Source organism: Lachnoanaerobaculum sp. Marseille-Q4761 (assembly GCF_017565785.1).
Lineage (GTDB): Bacteria > Bacillota > Clostridia > Lachnospirales > Lachnospiraceae > Lachnoanaerobaculum.
The window spans coordinates 498,238-519,472 of sequence record NZ_JAGEKB010000002.1 but is presented as its reverse complement, the minus strand read 5'-3'; the positions used below and the strand labels follow the sequence as shown (position 1 = coordinate 519,472).

General features: G+C 35.9%; 28 protein-coding genes. 24 read left to right on the top strand and 4 right to left on the bottom strand.

The features are described 5' to 3' along the window. Window positions 1-83: 83 nt before the first annotated feature. Both J4O15_RS09685 and J4O15_RS09680 read right to left on the bottom strand, forming a co-directional pair. The gene (locus tag J4O15_RS09685) at window positions 84-323 is read right to left on the bottom strand and encodes an RNA-binding S4 domain-containing protein (RefSeq protein ID WP_009220952.1); all 240 of its coding nucleotides are present in this window, start codon (window positions 321-323) and stop codon (window positions 84-86) included. Further along, window positions 323-637 (bottom strand): HU family DNA-binding protein, encoded by a 315-nt coding sequence (locus J4O15_RS09680; RefSeq protein ID WP_279545886.1) that lies wholly within the window; start codon window positions 635-637, stop codon window positions 323-325. Before J4O15_RS09680 ends, J4O15_RS09685 begins: the two co-directional genes overlap by 1 nt. Before the next feature lie 371 nt (window positions 638-1,008). Between J4O15_RS09680 and J4O15_RS09675 the strand changes: the two genes are divergently transcribed. The 18 genes from J4O15_RS09675 to J4O15_RS09590 all read left to right on the top strand — a co-directional run bounded on the left by J4O15_RS09675 (window position 1,009) and on the right by J4O15_RS09590 (window position 17,453). Continuing rightward, window positions 1,009-3,549, top strand: a complete 2,541-nt coding sequence (locus J4O15_RS09675) for a heavy metal translocating P-type ATPase (protein ID WP_208100818.1) — start codon at window positions 1,009-1,011, stop codon at window positions 3,547-3,549. Next, the gene (locus tag J4O15_RS09670) at window positions 3,549-3,821 is read left to right on the top strand and encodes a metal-sensing transcriptional repressor (RefSeq protein ID WP_009220955.1); all 273 of its coding nucleotides are present in this window, start codon (window positions 3,549-3,551) and stop codon (window positions 3,819-3,821) included. Before J4O15_RS09675 ends, J4O15_RS09670 begins: the two co-directional genes overlap by 1 nt. Further along, complete coding sequence (locus J4O15_RS09665; RefSeq protein WP_208100607.1) at window positions 3,821-4,720, top strand: RluA family pseudouridine synthase; 900 nt, start codon at window positions 3,821-3,823, stop codon at window positions 4,718-4,720. The genes J4O15_RS09670 and J4O15_RS09665 overlap by 1 nt, the downstream gene beginning before the upstream one ends. Then, window positions 4,713-5,561 (top strand): DNA-3-methyladenine glycosylase family protein, encoded by an 849-nt coding sequence (locus tag J4O15_RS09660; protein ID WP_208100606.1) that lies wholly within the window; start codon window positions 4,713-4,715, stop codon window positions 5,559-5,561. Before J4O15_RS09665 ends, J4O15_RS09660 begins: the two co-directional genes overlap by 8 nt. A 71-nt stretch (window positions 5,562-5,632) precedes the next feature. Further along, window positions 5,633-7,348 carry a phospho-sugar mutase gene (locus J4O15_RS09655; protein WP_208100605.1) on the top strand — a complete coding sequence of 572 codons (1,716 nt, stop codon included), beginning with the start codon at window positions 5,633-5,635 and terminating at the stop codon, window positions 7,346-7,348. Between the two features lie 123 nt (window positions 7,349-7,471). Then, window positions 7,472-7,915, top strand: coding sequence for an ACT domain-containing protein (locus tag J4O15_RS09650; RefSeq protein ID WP_208100604.1), 444 nt, complete (start codon window positions 7,472-7,474; stop codon window positions 7,913-7,915). A 3-nt stretch (window positions 7,916-7,918) separates the two neighbouring features. Continuing rightward, the gene (locus J4O15_RS09645) at window positions 7,919-9,136 is read left to right on the top strand and encodes a homoserine dehydrogenase (RefSeq protein ID WP_208100603.1); all 1,218 of its coding nucleotides are present in this window, start codon (window positions 7,919-7,921) and stop codon (window positions 9,134-9,136) included. Window positions 9,137-9,181: 45 nt separating this feature from the next. Further along, complete coding sequence (locus J4O15_RS09640; RefSeq protein WP_009220961.1) at window positions 9,182-9,526, top strand: DUF2752 domain-containing protein; 345 nt, start codon at window positions 9,182-9,184, stop codon at window positions 9,524-9,526. A 13-nt stretch (window positions 9,527-9,539) separates the two neighbouring features. Next, the gene (locus J4O15_RS09635; RefSeq protein WP_009220962.1) at window positions 9,540-9,893 is read left to right on the top strand and encodes a hypothetical protein; all 354 of its coding nucleotides are present in this window, start codon (window positions 9,540-9,542) and stop codon (window positions 9,891-9,893) included. 16 nt (window positions 9,894-9,909) lie between these two features. Next, window positions 9,910-12,063, top strand: a complete 2,154-nt coding sequence (locus tag J4O15_RS09630) for a Tex family protein (RefSeq protein WP_208100602.1) — start codon at window positions 9,910-9,912, stop codon at window positions 12,061-12,063. A gap of 1 nt (window position 12,064) precedes the next feature. Next, window positions 12,065-12,553: a YcxB family protein gene (locus J4O15_RS09625; RefSeq protein ID WP_208100601.1), complete on the top strand. Its 489-nt coding sequence runs from the start codon at window positions 12,065-12,067 to the stop codon at window positions 12,551-12,553. A 17-nt stretch (window positions 12,554-12,570) separates the two neighbouring features. After that, window positions 12,571-13,032, top strand: a complete 462-nt coding sequence (gene tsaE / locus J4O15_RS09620; RefSeq protein ID WP_208100600.1) for a tRNA (adenosine(37)-N6)-threonylcarbamoyltransferase complex ATPase subunit type 1 TsaE — start codon at window positions 12,571-12,573, stop codon at window positions 13,030-13,032. After that, on the top strand, window positions 13,013-13,738 hold the full coding sequence (gene tsaB / locus J4O15_RS09615) for a tRNA (adenosine(37)-N6)-threonylcarbamoyltransferase complex dimerization subunit type 1 TsaB (RefSeq protein WP_009220966.1): 726 nt from the start codon (window positions 13,013-13,015) through the stop codon (window positions 13,736-13,738). The genes tsaE and tsaB overlap by 20 nt, the downstream gene beginning before the upstream one ends. Further along, window positions 13,710-14,150, top strand: coding sequence for a ribosomal protein S18-alanine N-acetyltransferase (rimI, locus tag J4O15_RS09610; RefSeq protein WP_208100599.1), 441 nt, complete (start codon window positions 13,710-13,712; stop codon window positions 14,148-14,150). Before tsaB ends, rimI begins: the two co-directional genes overlap by 29 nt. Continuing rightward, the gene (locus J4O15_RS09605) at window positions 14,144-15,055 is read left to right on the top strand and encodes a ribonuclease Z (protein ID WP_009220968.1); all 912 of its coding nucleotides are present in this window, start codon (window positions 14,144-14,146) and stop codon (window positions 15,053-15,055) included. Before rimI ends, J4O15_RS09605 begins: the two co-directional genes overlap by 7 nt. Then, complete coding sequence (tsaD, locus tag J4O15_RS09600; RefSeq protein WP_208100598.1) at window positions 15,042-16,058, top strand: tRNA (adenosine(37)-N6)-threonylcarbamoyltransferase complex transferase subunit TsaD; 1,017 nt, start codon at window positions 15,042-15,044, stop codon at window positions 16,056-16,058. Before J4O15_RS09605 ends, tsaD begins: the two co-directional genes overlap by 14 nt. A 35-nt stretch (window positions 16,059-16,093) precedes the next feature. Then, entirely contained in the window at window positions 16,094-16,789 is a 696-nt protein-coding gene (gene ispD / locus J4O15_RS09595) for a 2-C-methyl-D-erythritol 4-phosphate cytidylyltransferase (protein WP_208100597.1), read from the top strand. A gap of 97 nt (window positions 16,790-16,886) precedes the next feature. After that, window positions 16,887-17,453, top strand: coding sequence for a GrpB family protein (locus tag J4O15_RS09590; RefSeq protein ID WP_208100817.1), 567 nt, complete (start codon window positions 16,887-16,889; stop codon window positions 17,451-17,453). Between the two features lie 76 nt (window positions 17,454-17,529). Here J4O15_RS09590 and J4O15_RS15950 read toward each other — a convergent pair whose 3' ends face one another. Both J4O15_RS15950 and J4O15_RS09580 read right to left on the bottom strand, forming a co-directional pair. Beyond that, on the bottom strand, window positions 17,530-17,652 hold the full coding sequence (locus J4O15_RS15950) for a type II toxin-antitoxin system mRNA interferase toxin, RelE/StbE family (RefSeq protein WP_243762027.1): 123 nt from the start codon (window positions 17,650-17,652) through the stop codon (window positions 17,530-17,532). A 70-nt stretch (window positions 17,653-17,722) separates the two neighbouring features. Further along, entirely contained in the window at window positions 17,723-17,986 is a 264-nt protein-coding gene (locus tag J4O15_RS09580) for a type II toxin-antitoxin system RelB/DinJ family antitoxin (protein WP_208100596.1), read from the bottom strand. A gap of 117 nt (window positions 17,987-18,103) precedes the next feature. Here J4O15_RS09580 and J4O15_RS09575 point away from each other — a divergent pair, with 117 nt between their 5' ends. The 6 genes from J4O15_RS09575 (at window position 18,104) to J4O15_RS09545 (ending at window position 21,234) form a co-directional block, all read left to right on the top strand. Then, on the top strand, window positions 18,104-18,484 hold the full coding sequence (locus J4O15_RS09575) for a hypothetical protein (protein WP_208100595.1): 381 nt from the start codon (window positions 18,104-18,106) through the stop codon (window positions 18,482-18,484). Window positions 18,485-18,589: 105 nt separating this feature from the next. Continuing rightward, window positions 18,590-19,000, top strand: a complete 411-nt coding sequence (locus J4O15_RS09570) for a GNAT family N-acetyltransferase (protein WP_208100594.1) — start codon at window positions 18,590-18,592, stop codon at window positions 18,998-19,000. Between the two features lie 365 nt (window positions 19,001-19,365). Next, window positions 19,366-19,821 (top strand): DUF4869 domain-containing protein, encoded by a 456-nt coding sequence (locus J4O15_RS09560; RefSeq protein WP_208100593.1) that lies wholly within the window; start codon window positions 19,366-19,368, stop codon window positions 19,819-19,821. Further along, entirely contained in the window at window positions 19,821-20,471 is a 651-nt protein-coding gene (locus J4O15_RS09555) for a hypothetical protein (RefSeq protein ID WP_208100592.1), read from the top strand. The genes J4O15_RS09560 and J4O15_RS09555 overlap by 1 nt, the downstream gene beginning before the upstream one ends. Window positions 20,472-20,538: 67 nt before the next feature. Continuing rightward, entirely contained in the window at window positions 20,539-20,676 is a 138-nt protein-coding gene (locus J4O15_RS09550) for a hypothetical protein (protein WP_009220978.1), read from the top strand. A 117-nt stretch (window positions 20,677-20,793) separates the two neighbouring features. Next, window positions 20,794-21,234, top strand: coding sequence for a GNAT family N-acetyltransferase (locus J4O15_RS09545; protein ID WP_208100591.1), 441 nt, complete (start codon window positions 20,794-20,796; stop codon window positions 21,232-21,234). Window position 21,235 lies beyond the last annotated feature (1 nt).

Below are 21,235 nucleotides of genomic sequence, written 5' to 3'. Positions count from 1 at the left end.
TTTTATTTTATTATAAAAAATGCCGTCTGGCTGTATTCCACATCCATACGGCATAATCTTGCCGGCAGATCCGGCTATTTTTACTAAAGATATTTAAATAATTCCTGTGCCTCATCTTTTTTTGTTGTTTCTTTTAAGGAAAGAACTTCTATTTTCACAGACTTGCCACCAAATAATACTTCAACAATATCTCCAACTTTTACTTCGGCAGATGCCTTGACGACTTTATCATTTATAAGAACTCGTCCCGCATCACATGCTTCATTGGCTATTGTTCTTCTCTTTATTATTCTTGAAACCTTTAAAAACTTGTCAATACGCATTAGTTATTAACAGCATCCTTTAGTGCCTTACCCGGCTTAAACTTTGGAACAACACTTTCGGCAATCTTCATTGTCTCACCGGTTCTTGGGTTTCTACCTTCTCTTGCAGGTCTTACAGATGTTTCAAATGTTCCAAAACCAACAAGCTGGATTTTCCCCTTATTTGAAAGTTCCTCTGTAACAACATCTACAAAAGACTTAAGAGCTGATTCAACCTCTTTTTTTGTAACGGAATTACCCATCTTCTTAGCCATAGCATCGATTAACTCTGTTCTATTCATTTTCTTCCTCCTAAAAATAATGTTAAAAAACATTATAATAAATATATATTACTACCGTAATTTTTAACGGCAATATAGAATCATTATGAGGTACGATACCACTCATAACATATTTTTTATAGTCTGTTTAGGGCGTTTTGTCAAGAAGAATAAAGCAAAAAAGCCATATTGTAAGGCTTTTTTTATCTATAAAGACATTTTATGTAAGAAAAAATACAGAATTGCTTGACATAGTAAGAATAAAGACTATAATATACATATACCCCGTGGGGGTATCAAGAGGAAAAGTATACTATAACTGTATGAAGATATAGTGCTTATATGCTGTATAGTTAAAATGTCGGGTATATGGCGACAAATTTAATGATACAGTTTTAATGATATTTAATCATAGAAAGGAAAATATGTTAAAGGAGAAGTATAATATTACCGGAATGAGCTGTGCCGCATGTTCCGCTAAGGTGGAAAAGGTAGTAGGCAAGCTTGAAGGTGTGGAGAATGTAGCGGTAAATCTTTTGACCAATTCCATGCAGGTGGAATATAAAGAGGATAAATTAAGCTCAAAGGATATAATAAAAAATATAAAAGATGCGGGATACGGTGCATCTCTTGCAAAAAATGAGATAAAAAAAGAGAAAACCATAAAAAAGACCAATGATGATGCTATAGATTCAATGAAGTTCAGATTGAAGGTATCCATAGTATTTTTGGTTATTTTAATGTATTTCAGTATGGGAAGTATGGTGGGACTTCCATTGCCGAAGTTTTTATCGGTAAAGGGAAATCCTGTAGGTTTTGCGCTGACTCAGCTTTTACTTGTACTGCCTGTAATGTATGTGAACAGGAAATATTATATAAGCGGATTTAAATCACTTTTTCACCTGTCACCGAATATGGACACACTTATTGCAATAGGCACATGTGCGGCATTTTTTTACGGTGTAATAACAATATATATTATGGGCTATGCTCTAAATAATTCTGATATGAATACGGTTGTGGAATACAGTATGAATCTGTATTTTGAGTCTGTTTCAATGATTTTGACATTGATAACTTTGGGTAAGTTCTTTGAAACATCATCAAAGGCAAGAACAACCGATGCAATATCAAAGCTTATAGATTTATCACCGAAGACCGCCAATGTATTGAGAAACGGAGTGGAAGAAAATATTCTTACAGAGGATGTAGCAGTAGGTGATACAGTAATAATAAGACCGGGAGAGAGTATACCTGTTGACGGCATTATAATAGAGGGCAGTACAAGCGTGGATGAGAGTGCTATTACAGGTGAGAGTATACCGGTGCAAAAAGAGACGGGAGATAAGCTTATAGCCGCCACCATCAATAAAAACGGGAGTGTAAGGATAAAAGCTACAGAGGTAGGAGAGGATACAGCTATTTCAAGAATCATAGCTTTGGTGGAGGAGGCATCATCATCCAAGGCACCTATTGCAAAGATGGCGGATAAGGTTGCGGGAGTATTTGTACCTGTAGTAATGGGTATTTCTTTGCTGACATTTATAGTGTGGATAGCACTGGGATTCGGCTTTTCATTTGCTCTTAATTGTGCAATATCGGTACTTGTTATATCCTGCCCATGTTCACTGGGACTTGCAACTCCGGTGGCTATAATGGTCGGAACGGGAAAGGGAGCAGAAAACGGAATACTTATAAAATCGGCAGAAGCTTTGGAAACCACTCACAGTATAGATACTGTTGTACTTGATAAAACAGGTACTGTAACGGAGGGTAAGCCTGTAGTTACGGATATTTTAGGATTTGATATAGATGAAAATGAATTTTTAGCATTAGCTGCGGGTGTGGAGAGTGCTTCAGAGCATCCTTTGGCTGAGGCAATTGTGGAAAAAGCCAAGGAAAAGAGATTGAATATAGTTTCCCCAAAGGAATTTGAGGCGATATCAGGAAGAGGAATTGTAGCATTTGTAGGTGATTCTAAAATCATTGCAGGAAATGAGCAGGCTGTAAAAGAGCAGTATGGGGATGATGAAAGCTTTTTTGAAGTGTTTAAAAAAGGAAATGAGCTGGCGGCACAGGGAAAGACACCTATGTATTTTATAAAAGACGGCAAACTGCTTGGAATAATTGCTGTAGCGGATACCATAAAAAAAGACAGTAAGGAAGCGATACAGGCTCTTAAAAACAGAAATATTGATGTAATACTTTTAACGGGAGATCATAAAAGTACCGCAACGGCTATTGCAAAACAAGCCGGTATTAAAAAGGTGATAGCGCAGGTACTTCCGACAGATAAGGAAGAACATATCAGAAAGCTTATGAAAGAGGGGCATAAGGTGGCAATGGTAGGTGACGGAATCAATGATTCACCGGCACTTGCAAGAGCCGATGTAGGTATTGCAATAGGTGCAGGAACGGATATTGCGATAGAGAGTGCGGATATAGTGCTGATGCACAGCTCTTTAAAGGATGTTGCCACAGCTATCGACCTTAGTAAGGCTGTAATAAGAAATATAAAGCAAAATCTTTTTTGGGCATTCTTTTATAATTCAATCGGAATACCATTGGCGGCAGGAGTATTTTATCTTACTTTAGGCTGGAGATTAAGCCCTATGTTCGGAGCGGCGGCAATGGGTATGAGCAGTGTATGTGTGGTAAGTAATGCTCTCAGACTCAGAGCCTTTAAGCCAAAGGAAATAAAGAAAAACAATACGGAAAATGATGAGATAGAACTCATTGAAAATAAAAGAAAAGAGGATAAAAATATGACAACAGTAATAAATGTAAACGGGATGATGTGTGAGCATTGTAAGGCAAATGTGGAGAAGGTGACAAGAGGAGTAGAAGGTGTCAGCAATTCATTAGTGAATCTTGAAGCAAAAAATGTTACAATAGAACACAGTGCCGATACTGATTTGGAAAAGGTGAAAAAGGCTATAACAGATGCGGGCTATGAGGTTGTATAATGAGAGCCGATTCTAAAACTGTACTGAGGCAGCTAAAGACAGCCAAGGGACAGCTGGAGGGTATTATAAAAATGGTGGAGGAAAACAGATACTGTATTGATATATCAAATCAGGTACTTGCCACCAGAGCCCTTTTGGAGAGGACAAATCGGATTATCCTTGAAGCTCATATAGAGGGCTGCATTATGGATGCGGCTGCTACAGGAAGTGATGAGGAAAGAAAAGAAAAAATATTTGAGCTTTCAAATATGATAAAGAAGATGATGAAATAATGGAAAGAGAGATTCTATATATAATAGACGGGGAGTATAGGGATATTGCAAGCTTTTTAAAGTCAAAGGGATATTCCTCCTCCAATATTATAGACTTAAAAAAATATGAAAACGGTATAATGCTCAATGGAGTTTGGGCTTATATGAATCAGAAGCCGGAGCTAAATGACCGGCTTCTTGTTCGTGTATGTGAATATAAAAAAAGCGAAAATATAGTGCCGGTAGATATAAAGCTTGATATAAAATATGAGGATGAGGATATTGTGGTGATAAATAAGCCCGGCGATATGCCCATTCATCCAAGCCTTAATAATTATGAGAATTCACTTGCAAATGCCTTGATGCATTATTATAAAGACAAAAACTTTGTTTTCAGATGTATCAACAGACTTGATAAGGACACTACGGGACTGACCATTGTGGCAAAGCATTTTTTAAGTGCAGGCATTTTAAATATAGCCATGCAAAAAAGACAGATAAAAAGAGTTTATAATGCTATAGTAAGAGATGAAGGCAGATTGGCAAAAGAAGGAATTATTGACTTGCCTATAGCCAGAGAAAATGATACCTTAATCAAGAGAAAGGTAAGCGAGGACGGACAAAGAGCTGTTACATATTTTAAAATGATTAAGAGGTTCGGAGAGTATTCTCTTATTGAACTGAGACTTGAAACGGGCAGGACTCATCAGATAAGAGTCCATATGAGCCATATAGGTGCTCCTTTGGCAGGGGATTATTTGTATAATGAAAATGAGTATGGTAAAAAAGATGTGAGGCCATTGCTACATTCCAAGAGTCTTGATTTTATACATCCCGTTACAGGAGAAAGAATATATTTGGAATGTGATTTACCTTTGGATTTTAAAGAAAAAATAATGATTGGAAAATACTATGTTTAGGATAGAATACCCATATTTGGATATGAAAAAGATTGCAGACAGCGGTCAGATATTCAGATTTAATGTTTATGATGATGAGTTTAGCCTTGTGGCGGGAGATAAATTGCTTTTTATAAAGGAAGATAAAAACGGCTATATATTATCCTGTAGCGAAAAAGAGTTTAATGAATTCTGGCTTGATTATTTTGATTTAAGACTTGATTATGGTGATTTTGAAAAAAATATACCGGAAACGGATATATTTTTAAAGGATGCGGCAAAGTATTCATACGGTATAAGGATATTAAATCAGGATAAATGGGAGATGCTGATATCATTCATTATTTCACAAAGAAAAAGTATTCCTGCAATAAAATCCTCTATTGAAAAACTTGCAAAGGTCTATGGCAAAAAAATAGATATGAAAATACCTGAATTTATTAAAAATATTGATGCCGATACGGAGTTTTATACATTCCCCACACCAAAGGAATTTGCAAATGCGGATATAGAAGCTTTAAATGCCTGCTCACTGGGATACAGAAGCCCTTATATTGAGGCAAGTGCAAAAGCGGTATATAGAAAAGATATAGATCTTAATGCTATTGACTCACTTGATGATGAGGAACTCTTAAAAGCATTGATGAGTCTAAAGGGTGTGGGTATAAAGGTGGCAAATTGTGTGGCATTATTCGGATATCACAGGATAGCCGCCTTCCCTATCGATGTGTGGATAAAGAGGATGATTGATGAACATTATGACGGAGAATTTCCTTTGGAATTGTATAAAGGATATGCCGGAGTTATTCAACAATATATTTTTTATTATGGCAGAGAAAGTGCGAAACATAGTAGTAATTAGACCGAAAATTTGCTATTATATTACCATATGAAAAAGTTAAAAAGGGACTGATTTCCCATGAAAGGAGCATTATGAACGAACTTACAAAAAAAGCTTATGAGACATGGAAGAATGCCGAACTTAGCGATGAGGCTCTTAGAAAAGAACTTGCATCTATTGCAAATGATGAAGAGGCTATCAATGACAGATTTTATAAGGAATTGGCATTCGGTACCGGAGGTCTTAGAGGTGTGCTTGGCGTGGGAAGCAACAGAATGAACATTTACACTGTAGGCAAGGCAAGCAGAGGACTGGCAAATTATATAAATTCAGTATCAAAATCACCAAAACTTGCAATAGCTTATGACAGCAGAAATAATTCCGATGTATTTGCAAGAAGGGCAGCAAGTGTATTTGCAGGTGCGGGAATAAAGGTATATATCTGGAAAGAGCTTATGCCTACACCGGCACTTTCCTTTGCGGTAAGAGAGCTTGGATGCGACGGCGGTATAATGGTTACAGCCAGCCATAATCCGGCAAAGTATAACGGCTATAAGGTATATGGTGCTGATGGCTGTCAGATAGCAAATGAGGCTGCTGACAGGATACTTGATGAAATCAATAATGTAGATACTTTCTCCGATTATAAGCTTGTGGACTTTGAAGAGGGACTTAAGTCGGGTATTATAGAGTATGTAAGTGAAGATACATTTAATGCCTTTATAGATGCGGTTTCAACACAGACCTTTATAGGTGATGATATTGTTAAGAATGTAAAGATTGCTTATACACCGCTTTATGGAACAGGGCTAAGATCGGTTACCACCTGCCTTAAGAAAAACGGCTTTACAAATATAGAGGTTGTAAAGGAGCAGGCAACTCCAAACGGAGACTTCCCGACCTGTCCATATCCGAACCCCGAGATAAGAGAAGCACTTGAAGTAGGCTTAAATGTAGCTAAAGAAGTGGGCGCGGATATTCTTATTGCAACAGATCCTGACTGTGACAGAGTGGGTATTGCCGTAAAGCAAAATGATGATTTCAGACTGTTCTCAGGTAATGAAGTGGGAGTTTTACTTACAGATTTTATTGCAAAGAGAAAAGTGTCTATGGGAATTATGCCAAAGAAGCCTGTAGTTGTAAAAACAATTGTTACTACAGATCTTGTAAACAGAGTTGCAGACGACTATGGCATAGAGACAAGAGATGTGCTTACAGGATTTAAATATATCGGAGATCAGATTGCAAATCTTGAAAAAGACGGTGAAGTGGACAGATATCTTCTCGGTTTTGAGGAGAGCTACGGATATCTTTCAGGCAGCTATGTAAGAGATAAGGATGCGGTAAACGGTGCATATCTGATTGCACAGATGTTTGCATACTATAAGGCACAGAATAAGTCCTTACTTGAGGTGCTTGACGGATTGTATGAAAAATACGGATATTATCTGAATACACTTTATTCATTTGAGTTTGAAGGTGAGAGCGGAATGAAGAAGATGGATGCGATAATGGATACTTTCAGAAATAATATTCCAAAGGATATTGCAGGAGTAAAGATTTTAGAGGTAAGAGATTATGAGACTTCCACTCAGACAAATCTTGCTACAGGTGAGAAAAAGCCGATAGATTTACCGAAGTCAAATGTTATCAAGTATATACTTGAGGGCAATTCATCAGCGGTACTCAGACCTTCAGGTACGGAGCCGAAGTTAAAGCTTTATCTTGCTATAAGCAGCGAGAATGAAGCAAGCGCAAGAGAGCTTGAGAGTAAGATATCAAATGAGGTAAAAAAGAGTTTAGCTTAAATTTTTAAGGGGCTGTGAAGGCAGCCTCTTTTTCATGCTTAAATATATGATTTTTGCTTGCAATTTAAAATTCATTATGCTATCATTATGCGGTAGACGAACAGATGTATTTTAGGGGCGAACATGGAGCAAAATATCAAATATTATGTTGTAAAAGATAAAGCAATACCTGAGGTGCTTATTAAGGTGGTTGAAGCCAAAAGGATGTTGACTGCGGATAAAATGATGACTGTAAAAGAAGCTACGGATAAATGTGGCATAAGCAGGAGTTCATTTTACAAGTACAAAGATGATATATTTCCATTTGATGATTCTTCAAAAGGAAGAAATATAACCCTTTCAATTCAAATGTCTGATGAATTAGGTCTGCTGTCGGAGCTTTTGGCAGTGGTTGCAAAATATCATGCAAATATACTGACAATACATCAAACAATACCGGTAAGCGGTGTGGCGACGATTTCTCTGTCCATTGAGGTATTAAAGGATACGGGAGATTTATCGAGTATGGTGGATGAAATCGGAAATTTGAACGGCATCTTTGATATAAAAATATTGGCTAGGGAGTAAAATATGTTTAGTGTTGCGATATTAGGATTTGGAACGGTAGGTTCGGGCGTATATGAAGTTATAAAAGAAAATAATGCACTTTTAAAGGAAAAGACAGGTGAGGAGATAGCCGTAAAAAAGATACTTGACCTTAGAGAGTTTCCGGGAAGTGAGTGGGAAAGCTTAATGGTGCATGATATAAAGGAAATTATAGAGGATAAAAATATAGATGTGGTAGTGGAAACTATGGGAGGAACATCTCCGGCATTTGAGTTTGTAAGAGATGCACTGCTTTCAGGCAAGCATGTTACCACATCAAATAAGGCTTTGGTCGCTGCACACGGTACCGAGCTTTTAAAGATTGCAAGAGAAAGAAATGTAAACTTTTTCTTTGAGGCAAGTGTCGGTGGAGGTATTCCGATTATAAGAACATTGACTGAGAGCTATGCCGGTGAACATTTTAAAGAGATTACAGGTATATTAAACGGTACTACAAATTATATACTTACAAAGATGGATGCCGAGGGTGAGAGCTTTGAAAAGGCATTATCAACCGCACAGGAGCTTGGCTATGCCGAGAGAAATCCGGAGGCGGATGTGGAAGGGCATGATACCTGCAGAAAGATAGCTATACTCTCTTCACTTGCCACAGGAAAGGGAGTTAACTTTGAGGATATATATACTGAGGGTATTACAAAGATAGATACTACAGATTTTGAATATGCCAAGGCTTTACATACATCTATAAAGCTTTGCGGTGATGCAAAGTTTGAAGACGGAAAAGTTTATGCATTTGTGGCACCTGTAATGGTGGAGCATAATCATCCTTTGTTTATGGTAAATGATGTATTTAACGGCATTATGGTGGAAGGGAATATGCTCGGAAAGAGTATGCTCTATGGCAGCGGCGCAGGTAAATTACCTACTGCAAGTGCCGTAGTTGCGGATATAGTTGCTATAGTAAAGAATAAAAATGAAAATGTGGCATTTGGCTGGGGTGAGAAAAAACAGGAAGTTGTAGATATTAAAGAGACAAGCCACAGATACTTTGTCAGATTTATGGGAAGAGACGGAGAGTTTATAGCAAAATGCAAATCTGAATTTAATGATGCCAAAGAGGTATATCTGGACGGCAAGGATGAATTCGCTTTGATAACCGGAGTAATTAAGGAAAAAGATTTCCTTAATGCTTTGAATAATCTAAGCGGTGTGATAAAATATATAAGAACAAAGATAGTTTAGTTTTATTGGCACTACCATTGGTGGTGCCAAATTATATTAGAGAAGATGATAGATAAAATATTTGAAAAAATTGGGGATTTTATGTACCCCTGTGTATTTCATGAGATGACGGGACTTTATTGTCCGGGATGCGGTGCCACGAGGTCATTAAGATTTCTGGTAAGAGGAAATATATGGAAAAGCTTTATTTATAACCCTATAATACTTTATATGCTTATATCAACTTTTATTTTTTTTGTTTTTGTAGTAAAGTATAAGATTAGTGGTAAAAGTCTGAATAAGGACAAAATTATTTTACCAATGTTATATGTAGGTGTTGTCGTATTGATTTTAAACTGGATTATAAAGGACTGGTTTTTGATTTTTAAAGGCATTGACCTGCTTAAATAGACGGGGATTACAGATGAAAAATACTGAAGATATTGCAAAAAAGAGATGGGAAAACAGAGCTGTTGTATTTGGGATAGTTTCCATACTGTCAAATATGTGTGCCCTCCCTACCTCGGGAGTACCGATGGGTATTCCTATAGGTATATTCTCCATTGCCTTTGCCATTATATCGGCAAAGGGAGGTATCAGAGGAAGAGCGATTGCCGGAATAATTACGGGAATGATTGGGATAATGATGGGACTTATTGTATACGCTATGATACTTTTTGTTGTGGTTCAATTAAAAGATCAGAGGATATTAAGTCAGTTTAAACCGGAGCAGATTAAAATTATACAGGATTATATCCAATTGTATATAGCACATTGATAAAGAGGAGGCAAATTTGACCGATATAGCAAAAATACTTGCAGATGAGCTTGGAATAAAGACTACACAGGTGGAGGCTACCATAAAACTTATTGATGAGGGCAATACCATACCTTTTATTTCCAGATACAGGAAAGAAGTAACAGGCTCTTTGAATGATGAAATACTCAGACAGTTTGATGAAAGACTTAGATATCTTAGAAATCTTGAAGAAAAAAAGGAGCAGGTAATATCCGCCATTGAGGAGCAGGGCAAGCTGACCGAGGAATTAAAAAAAGAAATAGAATCGGCTATGACCTTAGTGGCAGTGGATGATTTATACAGACCTTTCAGACCGAAGAGGCGTACAAGAGCAATGATTGCCATTGAAAAGGGACTTGAGAATTTTGCTAATGATATATATGAGGAAAAACTTCAAAGACCGGCAATAGAAGAAGGAGAAAAATATCTTTCAAATAAAGAGGGGCTTGAGGTGGAAAGCCCGCAGGATGCAATAGCCGGAGCAATGGATATTATTGCTGAAAAGATATCAGATGATGCGGCATTTAGAAATAAGATAAGAGATATGTCCTATAAACAGGGTATACTTATGTCAAATGCCAAGGATGAAGACCTGGAATCGGTATATGAAAATTATTATAATTTTGCGGAGAGTGTTTCAAAAACAGCAGGATATAAAATCCTTGCAATTAACAGAGGAGAGGATGAAAAAATTCTCACTGTAAAGCTTGATCCTCCGACTGATGATATTATAAGATATTTGGAAAAAATAATTATAAAAAAGCATAATCCGCATACACAGCAGATCTTAAAGGATACTATAGAGGATGCATATAAAAGACTTATTGCGCCTTCTATAGAAAGGGATATCAGATCAAGCCTGACAGAAAGTGCCGAGGATGAGGCTATAAAGGTATTCGGAAAGAATCTTACACAGCTTCTAATGCAGCCTCCTGTAGCCGGAAGAGTTGTACTTGGTTGGGATCCGGCATTTAGAACAGGTTGCAAGCTGGCAGTGGTGGATGAGACCGGAAAAGTACTTGATACAAAGGTAATATATCCTACAGCACCGCAAAACAAGGTGGCTGAGTCCAAGAAGATATTAAAGGAGCTTATAAAAAAATATAATATAAGTCTTATTTCTCTTGGAAACGGTACAGCTTCAAGAGAGTCTGAGGCTATTATTGTAGAACTGATAAAGGAAGTTGATACTAAGCTTGAATACATTATTGTAAATGAGGCGGGAGCAAGTGTATATTCCGCAAGCAAGCTTGCAACGGAGGAATTCCCGAATTTTGATGTGGGGCAAAGATCCGCCGCATCCATTGCAAGAAGACTGGAAGATCCTCTGGCTGAGCTTGTAAAGATTGATCCTAAGTCCATAGGAGTAGGGCAATACCAGCATGATATGAATCAAAAGAAGCTTTCGGAAGCACTTTCAGCAGTGGTGGAGGATTGTGTAAACAAGGTGGGTGTGGATTTAAATACCGCTTCTGCACCGCTTTTGGAGTATATCTCGGGTATATCAAAGGCGGTTGCCAAAAATATTGTAATATATAGAGAGGAAAACGGCAGTTTTAAAAGCAGAAAGGAGCTTTTAAAGGTTTCAAAGCTTGGACCTAAAGCCTTTGAGCAATGTGCTGGCTTCCTTAGAATAAATGAGGGTAAAGAGCCTCTTGATATGACCAGTGTGCATCCTGAAAGTTATGATGCTACAAAAAAACTTTTGGAAAGTCTTGGCTATAGTAGCGGAGATATTACATTGGCGGGACTTAACGGTATTTCAAAGAAAATATCCGATTTTAAGAGAGTATCTGAAAATATCGGCATAGGTGAGATTACTTTAAAGGATATAGTAAAGGAACTTGAAAAACCCGGAAGAGATCCAAGAGATGAGATGCAAAAGCCGATACTTCGTACAGATGTACTTGAGATGGAAGATTTAAAAGAAGGGATGATTTTAAAGGGCACTGTTAGAAATGTTATCGACTTCGGTGCATTTGTGGATATCGGAGTACATCAGGACGGGCTTGTGCATATATCAAAGTTAAGTAAGAAATTTATAAAGCATCCGCTTGAAGCGGTAAGTGTCGGAGATATTGTTGAGGTAAGGGTGGACAGTGTGGATTTAAAGAAAAAGAGAATTGCCCTGTCCATGGTATTGGATTGATATGAATAAAATAAAAATAGATATGCAGCTTAATGCAAAGGATATCTGGCTGTTTTCAATGTATCACAGTAACAGAGGATTCTTATTGGTATTTAATGTGCTGTTCACAGTGGCTATGTATTATTATATGTTTACTTCCTGGAATACATTTGATATTCCCAGAAAGATTTTGTTTTTATTGCTTTCAAATATGTTTTTGATAATACAGCCTGCAACCCTTTATTTAAAATCGGCAAAACAGGCAAGAACTGAAGCCATAAGAGCAGGGCTTTTGATGGAGATAAATGATGAGGGGATTGTGGTTTCATCAAAGGGTGAGAGCATTGATTTTAAATGGGAGAGCGGATTTCGCTCAAGAATACTGCCGGGAATTATAATAATATATGTGGATGCTATAAGGGGATATCTTTTGCCTGACAGATACACAAAAGGGAATAAAGAAAAAATAGTAAGCATTTTAAAAGAGAAGACAAGGGTGAGTTTGTTTTAAGTGTAATTGGTATAAGGATGAATACAAAGATTTTTGAGAGCTTTTCCGATAAGGAAACATTTGATATTGCCTTTAAAATTGCCACCGGTTTAAAGGTAAGAGCAGATGCCACTGTAGTTTGCCTTGACGGTGATTTGGGAGTAGGAAAAACTGTTTTTGCAAAGGGATTTGGAGCAGGGCTTGGAATAAAAAAAGATATTGTAAGCCCTACCTTTAATATAGTGAAAAGCTATGAGGGAGAAAAAAAGCTTCATCATTTTGATGTATACAGGATTTCCGATATTTCAGAGCTGGACGAGATAGGGTTTGAGGAATTTTTATATGATGATGCTATAGTTCTTATAGAATGGTCAAAGCTTATAGAGGAAGCCTTACCGGAAAATATTATAAAGATTGTGATATCAAAGGATCTTGAAAAGGGATTTGATTATAGAAAGATAACAGTGGAAGGCATGAAGGATGAAGATTTTAGGGATTGAAAGTGCCGCATTGGTGGCATCGGTTGCGATATTAGATGAGGACATAACAATAGCTGAATATACTACAAATTTTAAAAAGACTCATTCGGAAACATTATTGCCGATGCTTGATGAGATAATAAAAATGACAGGTATTGATTGCAGCGAACTTTCAGCTATCGCAGTTTCAGGAGGTCCGGGATCATTTACCGGACTTAGGATAGGAGCAGCCTGTGCAAAGGGACTCGGGCTTGCACTTGATTTACCCCTTATCCATGTTCCGACACTTGATGCAATGGCATTAAATATATACTCATCAGATGCGATTATAGTGCCTATAATGGATGCCAGAAGAAATCAGGTATACACCGGTATATATAAAAATGACTGCAATTTGGAAATTATAAAGGATTCTATGGCTGTGGCTATAGATGAATTGTTTGAAATTTTAAAAGATTTAGATAATAAGGAAAAGATAAAAAAGATTATCTTTCTGGGTGACGGTGTGCCGGTATTCAGGGAATATATTGACAAAAACCTTGAAATAGCACATGATTTTGCATCTGCAAATTTGAACAGACAAAGAGCATCAAATATTGCAATGCTTGGACTTAAAATGTTTAAGGAAGGAAAGTCTTTACTTTCTGATGATATGAGACCGGAATACCTTAGAAAAAGTCAGGCGGAAAGGGAGAGAAATGTGGATAAGACCGATGCTGGTCTCTGATATAGAAGCAATAAAACAACTGGAAAAAGATATTTTTGGCGATACATGGAGCGAAAATAATATAAAAGACTCTATAGAATCTAAATTCGATTACTGTGTGGTTATCGAAGAAGACTATAGAGTCTTGGCTTATATTATTTTCAGGGTGAATGCTGATGAGGCGGAGCTTTTTCGTATAGCTACAGATAAATGTAACAGAGGAATGGGGTGTGGGCATAGGCTGATGAACTTTATGATTTCAAATCTTAGAGATATGAAGGTAAAAAAAGTGTTCCTTGAGGTCAGATGCCAAAATAAAGATGCTATAAGGCTATATGAAGAGTACGGTTTTAAAAAGCTTGGCATCAGGAAGGAATATTATCATGATCCCATAGATGATGCTTTGTTAATGGAAGGATATATAAAATGTTAGATATTTGTTTATTAGGTACAGGGGGTATGATGCCTCTGCCTTACAGATGGTTGACCTCTATGATGGCAAGATGTGAGGGAGTAAATCTATTGATAGATTGCGGAGAGGGTACCCAGGTTGCGATAAAAGAAAAGGGATGGAGTCCAAAACCTATAGATGTGATCTGTTTTACACATTTTCATGCGGATCATATAAGCGGTCTGCCGGGGCTTTTACTTACAATGGGAAATTGTGAAAAGACCACACCGCTTCTGGTAATAGGACCGAAAGGACTTGAGAGGGTTGTAAATGCTATGAGGGTTATAGCACCTGAACTCCCCTTTGAAATACAATTCCATGAATTAAAGGAAAATGAGGAAGTGATAAATTTTGCTCCATATAAGATAGAGGCATATAGAGTAAATCACAGAGTAACCTGCTATGGCTACAGAATATCAATTGACAGAAAGGGCAAATTTGATGCCGAAAGAGCAAAAGCACTTGATATTCCTCTAAAATACTGGAATAAATTGCAGCATGGAGAGACGATTACTGACGGAGAGAAGGTATATACTCCGAATATGGTAATGGGAGAGGCAAGAAGAGGTATTAAGGTAAATTATTGTACAGATACAAGACCTGTACCGATTATTGCAGAATACGCCAAAGACTGCGACCTCTTTATATGTGAGGGTATGTATGGAGAGGATGAAAAGGAAGAAAATGCCAAAGGCTATAAGCATATGACTATGACCGAGGCGGCAAACCTCGGGAAGGAGGCAAACCCTAAGAGAATGTGGCTTACACATTATTCGCCCTCAATGAACAAGCCGGATGAATATATTGAAAATTTAAAGAAAATTTTCCCGGCTATAAGGACTGCAAGAGACGGATGGAGTATAGAACTGGGTTATGAAGAAGAATAATATAAAAATACTTGCAATAGAAAGTTCATGTGATGAGACTGCGGCAGCTGTAGTGGAAGATGGAAGAAAGGTACTTTCAAATATTATTTCATCACAGATAGATTTACATACAATATATGGAGGAGTTGTACCGGAGATTGCCTCCAGAAAACATATAGAGAATATAAATTTTGTAATAAGAGATGCACTAAAGGAGGCAAATGTCACCTTTGATGATATTGATGCCATAGCAGTTACCTACGGTCCGGGGCTTGTAGGGGCTTTACTTGTAGGTGTAGCTGAGGCAAAGGCACTTGCCTATGGACTTAAAAAGCCCTTGATAGGAGTGCATCATATAAAGGGACATGTTTTTGCAAATCTTATAGAGCATGAAAATTTGAAGCCTCCTTTTGTATGCCTGATTGTTTCGGGAGGACATACGGAAATAGCTATTGTAAAGGATTATAATGATTTTGAAATAGTTGCAGCCACAAGAGATGATGCGGCAGGTGAGGCATTTGATAAGGTGGCAAGAAGTGTAGGTCTTGGTTATCCCGGAGGTCCAAAGATTGATAAGGCGGCGAAGCTTGGCAATCCTTTTGCAATAGAGTTTCCAAAGGCAAGAGTAAATGATTCAAAATATGATTTCAGCTTTTCAGGAGTAAAGTCAGCTGTTTTAAATTATCAAAATAAAGCAAATATGACAGGTGAAAAGATAAATGTAAATGATTTGGTGGCATCTTTTCAAAGAGCTGTGGTGGAGGTACTGGTGGAACATACCATTACTGTAGCAAAGGATTATAATATAAAGAATGTAGCAATGGCAGGGGGAGTGGCGTCAAATACAGCACTTAGAAGTTTGATGGAGGAAAAATGCAGTGAAGAGGGGTTAAAGCTTCATTTCCCGTCACCGGTATATTGTACGGATAATGCGGCAATGATCGGTGTTGCTGCATATTATGAATATTTAAACGGAAACTTTAAGGATTTGACATTAAATGCGGTACCAAATCTTGAACTGTGATTGTAAAAAGTATTTATTGATATTGGAATATGATTATGAAAAGTACGGCGATAATACTGGCTGCGGGCAGCGGAAAAAGATTTAATGCCAATAAAAAGAAACAGTTTACAGAGCTTTATGATAAGCCTCTATTATACTATTCCCTGAAAGCATTTAGTGAAAGCAAAGTAGATGAGATTATAATAGTTACATCAGAAGCCGATATTGACTATGTAGGAAAAGATATCGTAAAAAAATACGAATTTTTTAAGGTAAAATATATTGTTTCCGGCGGAAATGAAAGATATGATTCTGTATATAGTGGATTAAAGGCTGTATCAGGGAATATTTGTCTGATACATGACTCTGCCAGAGCCATGATAAATGTGGAACTTATAAACAGATGCATTGATGCAACGCTTAAGTATAGGGCGGTGGTACCTGTAGTAGCTCCAAAGGATACCATCAGAATAAGAGATGGTGAGTTTGGCGGTGAGACAATTGATCGAAGTACCCTTTGTATTATACAGACTCCACAATGCTTTTATACGGAGCTTATAAAGTCGGCATTTGAAAAGATGTATAAAACCGATTATGAATCTCTTGGAATTACGGATGATGCAATGGTTGTGGAGAAATTTAGTGATACAAAGGTAAGACTTATAGAGGGTGATTATAAAAATATAAAGGTAACCACACCTGAGGATATAATGATAGCTAAGGCGTTTTTGGATGTCGAGAATGGTCGATAGAAAGCCGATGCAGCATGTGGTTGCATTGGCTTTTTGGGTAGTTGTAAGATATAATATTTTAATAATATATACAAATTTTAATTTACAGAGGAAGAGTATGAGTAAAAAATTGGAGGAAATGAGCTTAAAAGAACTTTGGCAATTGTTTCCGATATTTTTAGTTGAATATAATAAAAAGTGGATAATATGGTATGATGAAGAAAGAAAATCGATTTTATCAGCGGTTCCAAATATGTATATAAAAAGAATATCTCATATCGGTAGCACCGCTATATTGGGTATATGGGCAAAAAATATTGTGGATATATTGGTTGAAGTAAACAATAAAGAAGAATTAGATGTTGTTAAAAATATACTCATAAATAATGGATGGCTATGTATGAATGTGGCTGAAACTCGTACCATATTAAATAAAGGGTATACAGAACAAGGATTTGCAGAAAAAGTATTTCATCTTCATATTAGAATTACCGGAGATAATGATGAATTGTATTTCAGAGATTATTTGAATGAGCATAAGGAAATAGCTAAAGAATATGAAACTTTAAAACTATCTCTTTGGAAAGAATTTGAACATGATAGAGATGGATATACAAATGCAAAAGCGGAGTTTATAAATAAATATACAAATTTAGCAAAAAATGAATATGGAGGAAGATATTAAATAACTTCCGGTTTATCCGACTTAGCCCAATATAAGTTTTTAGTGCTATAACATAATAATTTACATATTTGCAAAACTACATACCGAAAAGGTCAGCATGAGTACCGGTTTCAGTTGCAATGATAATAAGTCTATCATCTTCAACACGATATATTAATAACCAATCCGGTTCTATGTGACATTCTCTAAAGTCTGACATATACCGGATAGTTGGTGGTCTCTATATTTGGACTCAAGTGGTTTTCCTGTACTAAGTGAATCAAGTACATCTAATCCTCCAACATAGCTAAGACAGCTTCTTTAGCAGAATTATACGGTCCATTTAAGTTTCTATGTAACCTTGCATCTTGAATTGCACTAAGACTTTCATTATATTGCTTTTTATGTACAACAGGAAATGGTAATCCATTGTGTTCAAGTGAAGCATTTAAGAAAATCCTTATTGCTGTTGATGTATCCAAACCCAGACTTGAAAATAGTGAGTCGGCGTCTTTCTTTAGCTGATCATCTATACGAATTTGTAGTGTTGACATATTGCACCTCCAATACTTAAGCAATTATTTGTAATATAATTATAGTATAAGTGTAGCATATATGCAATGCTGATAGATTAGATAAATTTAAATTTGAAAAGTTTGAAGGAGATAACTGTGAAGATAGATATTGTTAAAACGAAAGAGTACTACAATTCATTGTCCTCAGATATGCTATGTGACTGTGATTATTGTAAGCTGTACTACATTAAGTCAAGAAAAGAATTTCCTGAATTGGCATTATGGCTGGATAAATATGGTGTAGACATAGAAAAACCTTTGGAGGTTATGAGTCTTGAACCGGATGAGAGTGGTATGCTTGAATATATAGGAGTACAGTATATTGTTTTTGGTACTTTTTCGAATGATAATTCATATTATGTTGGAGATTTTAATATAAAGATTGCAGATTCACACCCAAGTACCGGAATCAGTGATGAACATTTTGTTTTAGAAGTGATTCCTATGAATTCTATGAAATTACCATTTAATGGGTAAAAGTCTGATTTGGAAATAAAGAAAATAATAATTGATTATGTTTCCTAAGCCCGGTAATTAGAATTTAACAAAGCGTATTATAAAAAAGTAAAGGGTTTATAAGTTATGGAGTTGAAATTAGAAAATGCTGAATCGAAAAAAACTCAAGAATTGGCAAATTTAATCAGAGCATATAACAGATCAAAGAGAGAGCCGTCTAAAAGTGAACCTTTAAATATTTATTTGGAAGATGAACAGGGCAATTTAAAGGCAGGAATGGTAGCGGAAACTTTTGGAAATTGGCTTGAGATTGAATATTTATATGTCAGTGATGATTTACGGGGACAAGGGATTGGTTCAAAAATCTTGAAAATGGCGGAAAGAGAGTCAAAAGAGCGAGGGTGTAAGTATTCATTTGTGAATACTTTTAATTTTCAAGCACCGAAATTTTATGAAAAGCATGGTTATAAAGAAGTGTTTGCATTGGAAAAATATCCTTATACGGGGGAGAGATACTATTATACAAAAGATTTATAATTTTAAGTATAAGTAGAAATGGAATCTGAACGCATGAAATATCTAGGTGAGTCAAGTTTTGAATCACCCTTTTAAAATTGCATATAAAAGTCTATTTTAATAAGTTGCTCTCCTGCATTTTGGCTTACATCCATATCCTTAATAAGTTCACCGTCAAAAATAGTGGAGATATGTTTTAAGACCATATTTAAATAATTTTCCTTGCTCTCAAAGTGGCTGTAAGGGGTTCCTTTAATTTTTCGTATCTCTTTTATTGTCAAGAAGAAATACAGATTTTGGGATAGATTTTATAGAATTAAAAGTAATTATGATATAATACATTCAATATAAGAGAGAGTAAAAAACTATAAATATGGAGGAATATTATGCTTAGAGTGTGGTTTGGTGATAGAGATAATGTAATATATAATACATCAGTATATTTTAGAAACAGATACAAAGACAGCTGGATTACAGATGAATTTGCAAGAGTCGCTATTAAAGATATTGACAGATCTGAAGTATTGGATGCAAATACTATTCAAAGCCCTGTTTTGGGGCAAATTCCGCCGGATAAGCTATCAGGTGGTGTAAAGGCTTTGATATTGATGAAAAATGAACCGGGTAAGACGTTTAATGCATCCAACTGTGGAGATAATTGCTCAAAATGGATACTGAAGCTTGGTAAAGAAAAGAATTTTACAATAGCCCTATATCATATAATGGATTTTGGAAAGGAAGATTTTGAAATTCGTATTTTAAATGACAAAAAACTTATTGTACATAATATGAGAGAGTTTTTAGATGCGGCGGATAAATATCTTAAGGAGAATATGCAGTAATGATTGGTAGGGTAAGTATTAAGATAAGCAATCAAAGAAACTCTTATAAATTCACACTAAATCGGAATATTACTATTCTTCGTGGAGATAGCGGCACAGGGAAGACCACATTGTATGATATGATTAGAGATTACAACAATCTGGGAAGAGAAAGCGGAGTAAAGATTAGCGGTGGAAATATTGTAACGCTGGAAGGAAGAAATTGGGAAGACGAACTTGATAAGTTGAGTAAAAAAATTGTAGTGATTGATGAAGGAAGTAAGTTTGTATTTTCAAAGAAATTTGCAAATAAGGTAAAGGGTTGCGATAATTACTTCCTAATAATAACAAGAAGTTATCTTTCACAATTGCCATACAGTGTTGATGAAATATATCATATTAAGGGTACCGGAAAGAACAAAGAATTTGAGAGAGTTTATACTGATATTGATAAATTTTATGATAATCCTAATCCAAATAGATTTCCATTCATGCCGGATATTATTATTACAGAAGACAGCAAGTCCGGATATGAGTTTTTCTTAGATACTGTAAAAAATACAAATATAAAATGTGAAGCAGCAGGAGGAAAGTTACCATTATACTACATACAGCCGGACATAAAGGGGAAAATAATGATGCAGATTGCACATATTAAGTTGGATAATTAAGGTGTAATATGAAAAGAAATAAATTATATTTACTATTGTTTATGATATTTTTTTATTCTCAGGTTGCATGAGAGAAGATGAAAACATCATCACAAGTGAGGGAGCAGAAAGTACAATTATTGAAGATAGTACGGTTGCCAAAGCTAATGACAATGAGAGCAAAGAAGAGAGTTTTAAGGATGTTTGGTGTAATGTTAAACAATAAAGACTTGAAAATTTAGTATGTAAATAACAGGACACCTTTTAGGAAGCTTATTAAAAAAAGTAATTAAGAAATTCCGGTTTACTAGTCTTGGTAAATTTGAATTTGGTGGTTTGAAGCATGAATTATATAAGACAAGCAAAGATTAATGATTTAGTGAGAATAGCTGAAATATTTGTATTTAACTATAGGCTGAATTTTTATCCGATATTTCAAGAAGATACTTTCTATTTTGAAGAGTTAACAGTTTTTAATATGGTAGAAAGTTTTGCAAAAGAATTAGATAGCATATGTGTATATGATGATGGTGTAGTAAAAGGATTTATTCAAATCGAAAAACGAGAAGTGAAGAGATTATTTGTTGAACCTGTTCTTCAAGGGAAAGCAATCGGAACTGAATTGTTAGAATATGGAATAGCAGAAAGGGATGCTAATCATTTATGGGCATTAGAAAAAAATATAAAAGCAATAGCATTTTATAAAAGACATGGTTTTGACACGACAAATGAAAAGAAATATGAAGAAGACACAACAGAGTTTCTTGTTCGTATGGAGAAATAAA

Excerpts from the sequence above, each read along its gene's own strand:
- J4O15_RS09685 (WP_009220952.1), bottom strand. The coding sequence starts at position 323 with ATGCGTATTGACAAGTTTTTAAAGGTTTCAAGAATAATAAAGAGAAGA.
- J4O15_RS09680 (WP_279545886.1), bottom strand. The coding sequence starts at position 637 with ATGTTTTTTAACATTATTTTTAGGAGGAAGAAAATGAATAGAACAGAG.
- J4O15_RS09675 (WP_208100818.1), top strand. The coding sequence starts at position 1,009 with ATGTTAAAGGAGAAGTATAATATTACCGGAATGAGCTGTGCCGCATGT.
- J4O15_RS09670 (WP_009220955.1), top strand. The coding sequence starts at position 3,549 with ATGAGAGCCGATTCTAAAACTGTACTGAGGCAGCTAAAGACAGCCAAG.
- J4O15_RS09665 (WP_208100607.1), top strand. The coding sequence starts at position 3,821 with ATGGAAAGAGAGATTCTATATATAATAGACGGGGAGTATAGGGATATT.
- J4O15_RS09660 (WP_208100606.1), top strand. The coding sequence starts at position 4,713 with ATGTTTAGGATAGAATACCCATATTTGGATATGAAAAAGATTGCAGAC.
- J4O15_RS09655 (WP_208100605.1), top strand. The coding sequence starts at position 5,633 with ATGAACGAACTTACAAAAAAAGCTTATGAGACATGGAAGAATGCCGAA.
- J4O15_RS09650 (WP_208100604.1), top strand. The coding sequence starts at position 7,472 with ATGGAGCAAAATATCAAATATTATGTTGTAAAAGATAAAGCAATACCT.
- J4O15_RS09645 (WP_208100603.1), top strand. The coding sequence starts at position 7,919 with ATGTTTAGTGTTGCGATATTAGGATTTGGAACGGTAGGTTCGGGCGTA.
- J4O15_RS09640 (WP_009220961.1), top strand. The coding sequence starts at position 9,182 with ATGATAGATAAAATATTTGAAAAAATTGGGGATTTTATGTACCCCTGT.
- J4O15_RS09635 (WP_009220962.1), top strand. The coding sequence starts at position 9,540 with ATGAAAAATACTGAAGATATTGCAAAAAAGAGATGGGAAAACAGAGCT.
- J4O15_RS09625 (WP_208100601.1), top strand. The coding sequence starts at position 12,065 with ATGAATAAAATAAAAATAGATATGCAGCTTAATGCAAAGGATATCTGG.
- tsaE (WP_208100600.1), top strand. The coding sequence starts at position 12,571 with ATGAATACAAAGATTTTTGAGAGCTTTTCCGATAAGGAAACATTTGAT.
- tsaB (WP_009220966.1), top strand. The coding sequence starts at position 13,013 with ATGAAGATTTTAGGGATTGAAAGTGCCGCATTGGTGGCATCGGTTGCG.
- rimI (WP_208100599.1), top strand. The coding sequence starts at position 13,710 with ATGTGGATAAGACCGATGCTGGTCTCTGATATAGAAGCAATAAAACAA.
- J4O15_RS09605 (WP_009220968.1), top strand. The coding sequence starts at position 14,144 with ATGTTAGATATTTGTTTATTAGGTACAGGGGGTATGATGCCTCTGCCT.
- tsaD (WP_208100598.1), top strand. The coding sequence starts at position 15,042 with ATGAAGAAGAATAATATAAAAATACTTGCAATAGAAAGTTCATGTGAT.
- ispD (WP_208100597.1), top strand. The coding sequence starts at position 16,094 with ATGAAAAGTACGGCGATAATACTGGCTGCGGGCAGCGGAAAAAGATTT.
- J4O15_RS09590 (WP_208100817.1), top strand. The coding sequence starts at position 16,887 with ATGAGTAAAAAATTGGAGGAAATGAGCTTAAAAGAACTTTGGCAATTG.
- J4O15_RS15950 (WP_243762027.1), bottom strand. The coding sequence starts at position 17,652 with ATGTCAGACTTTAGAGAATGTCACATAGAACCGGATTGGTTATTAATA.
- J4O15_RS09580 (WP_208100596.1), bottom strand. The coding sequence starts at position 17,986 with ATGTCAACACTACAAATTCGTATAGATGATCAGCTAAAGAAAGACGCC.
- J4O15_RS09570 (WP_208100594.1), top strand. The coding sequence starts at position 18,590 with ATGGAGTTGAAATTAGAAAATGCTGAATCGAAAAAAACTCAAGAATTG.
- J4O15_RS09560 (WP_208100593.1), top strand. The coding sequence starts at position 19,366 with ATGCTTAGAGTGTGGTTTGGTGATAGAGATAATGTAATATATAATACA.
- J4O15_RS09555 (WP_208100592.1), top strand. The coding sequence starts at position 19,821 with ATGATTGGTAGGGTAAGTATTAAGATAAGCAATCAAAGAAACTCTTAT.
- J4O15_RS09550 (WP_009220978.1), top strand. The coding sequence starts at position 20,539 with ATGAGAGAAGATGAAAACATCATCACAAGTGAGGGAGCAGAAAGTACA.
- J4O15_RS09545 (WP_208100591.1), top strand. The coding sequence starts at position 20,794 with ATGAATTATATAAGACAAGCAAAGATTAATGATTTAGTGAGAATAGCT.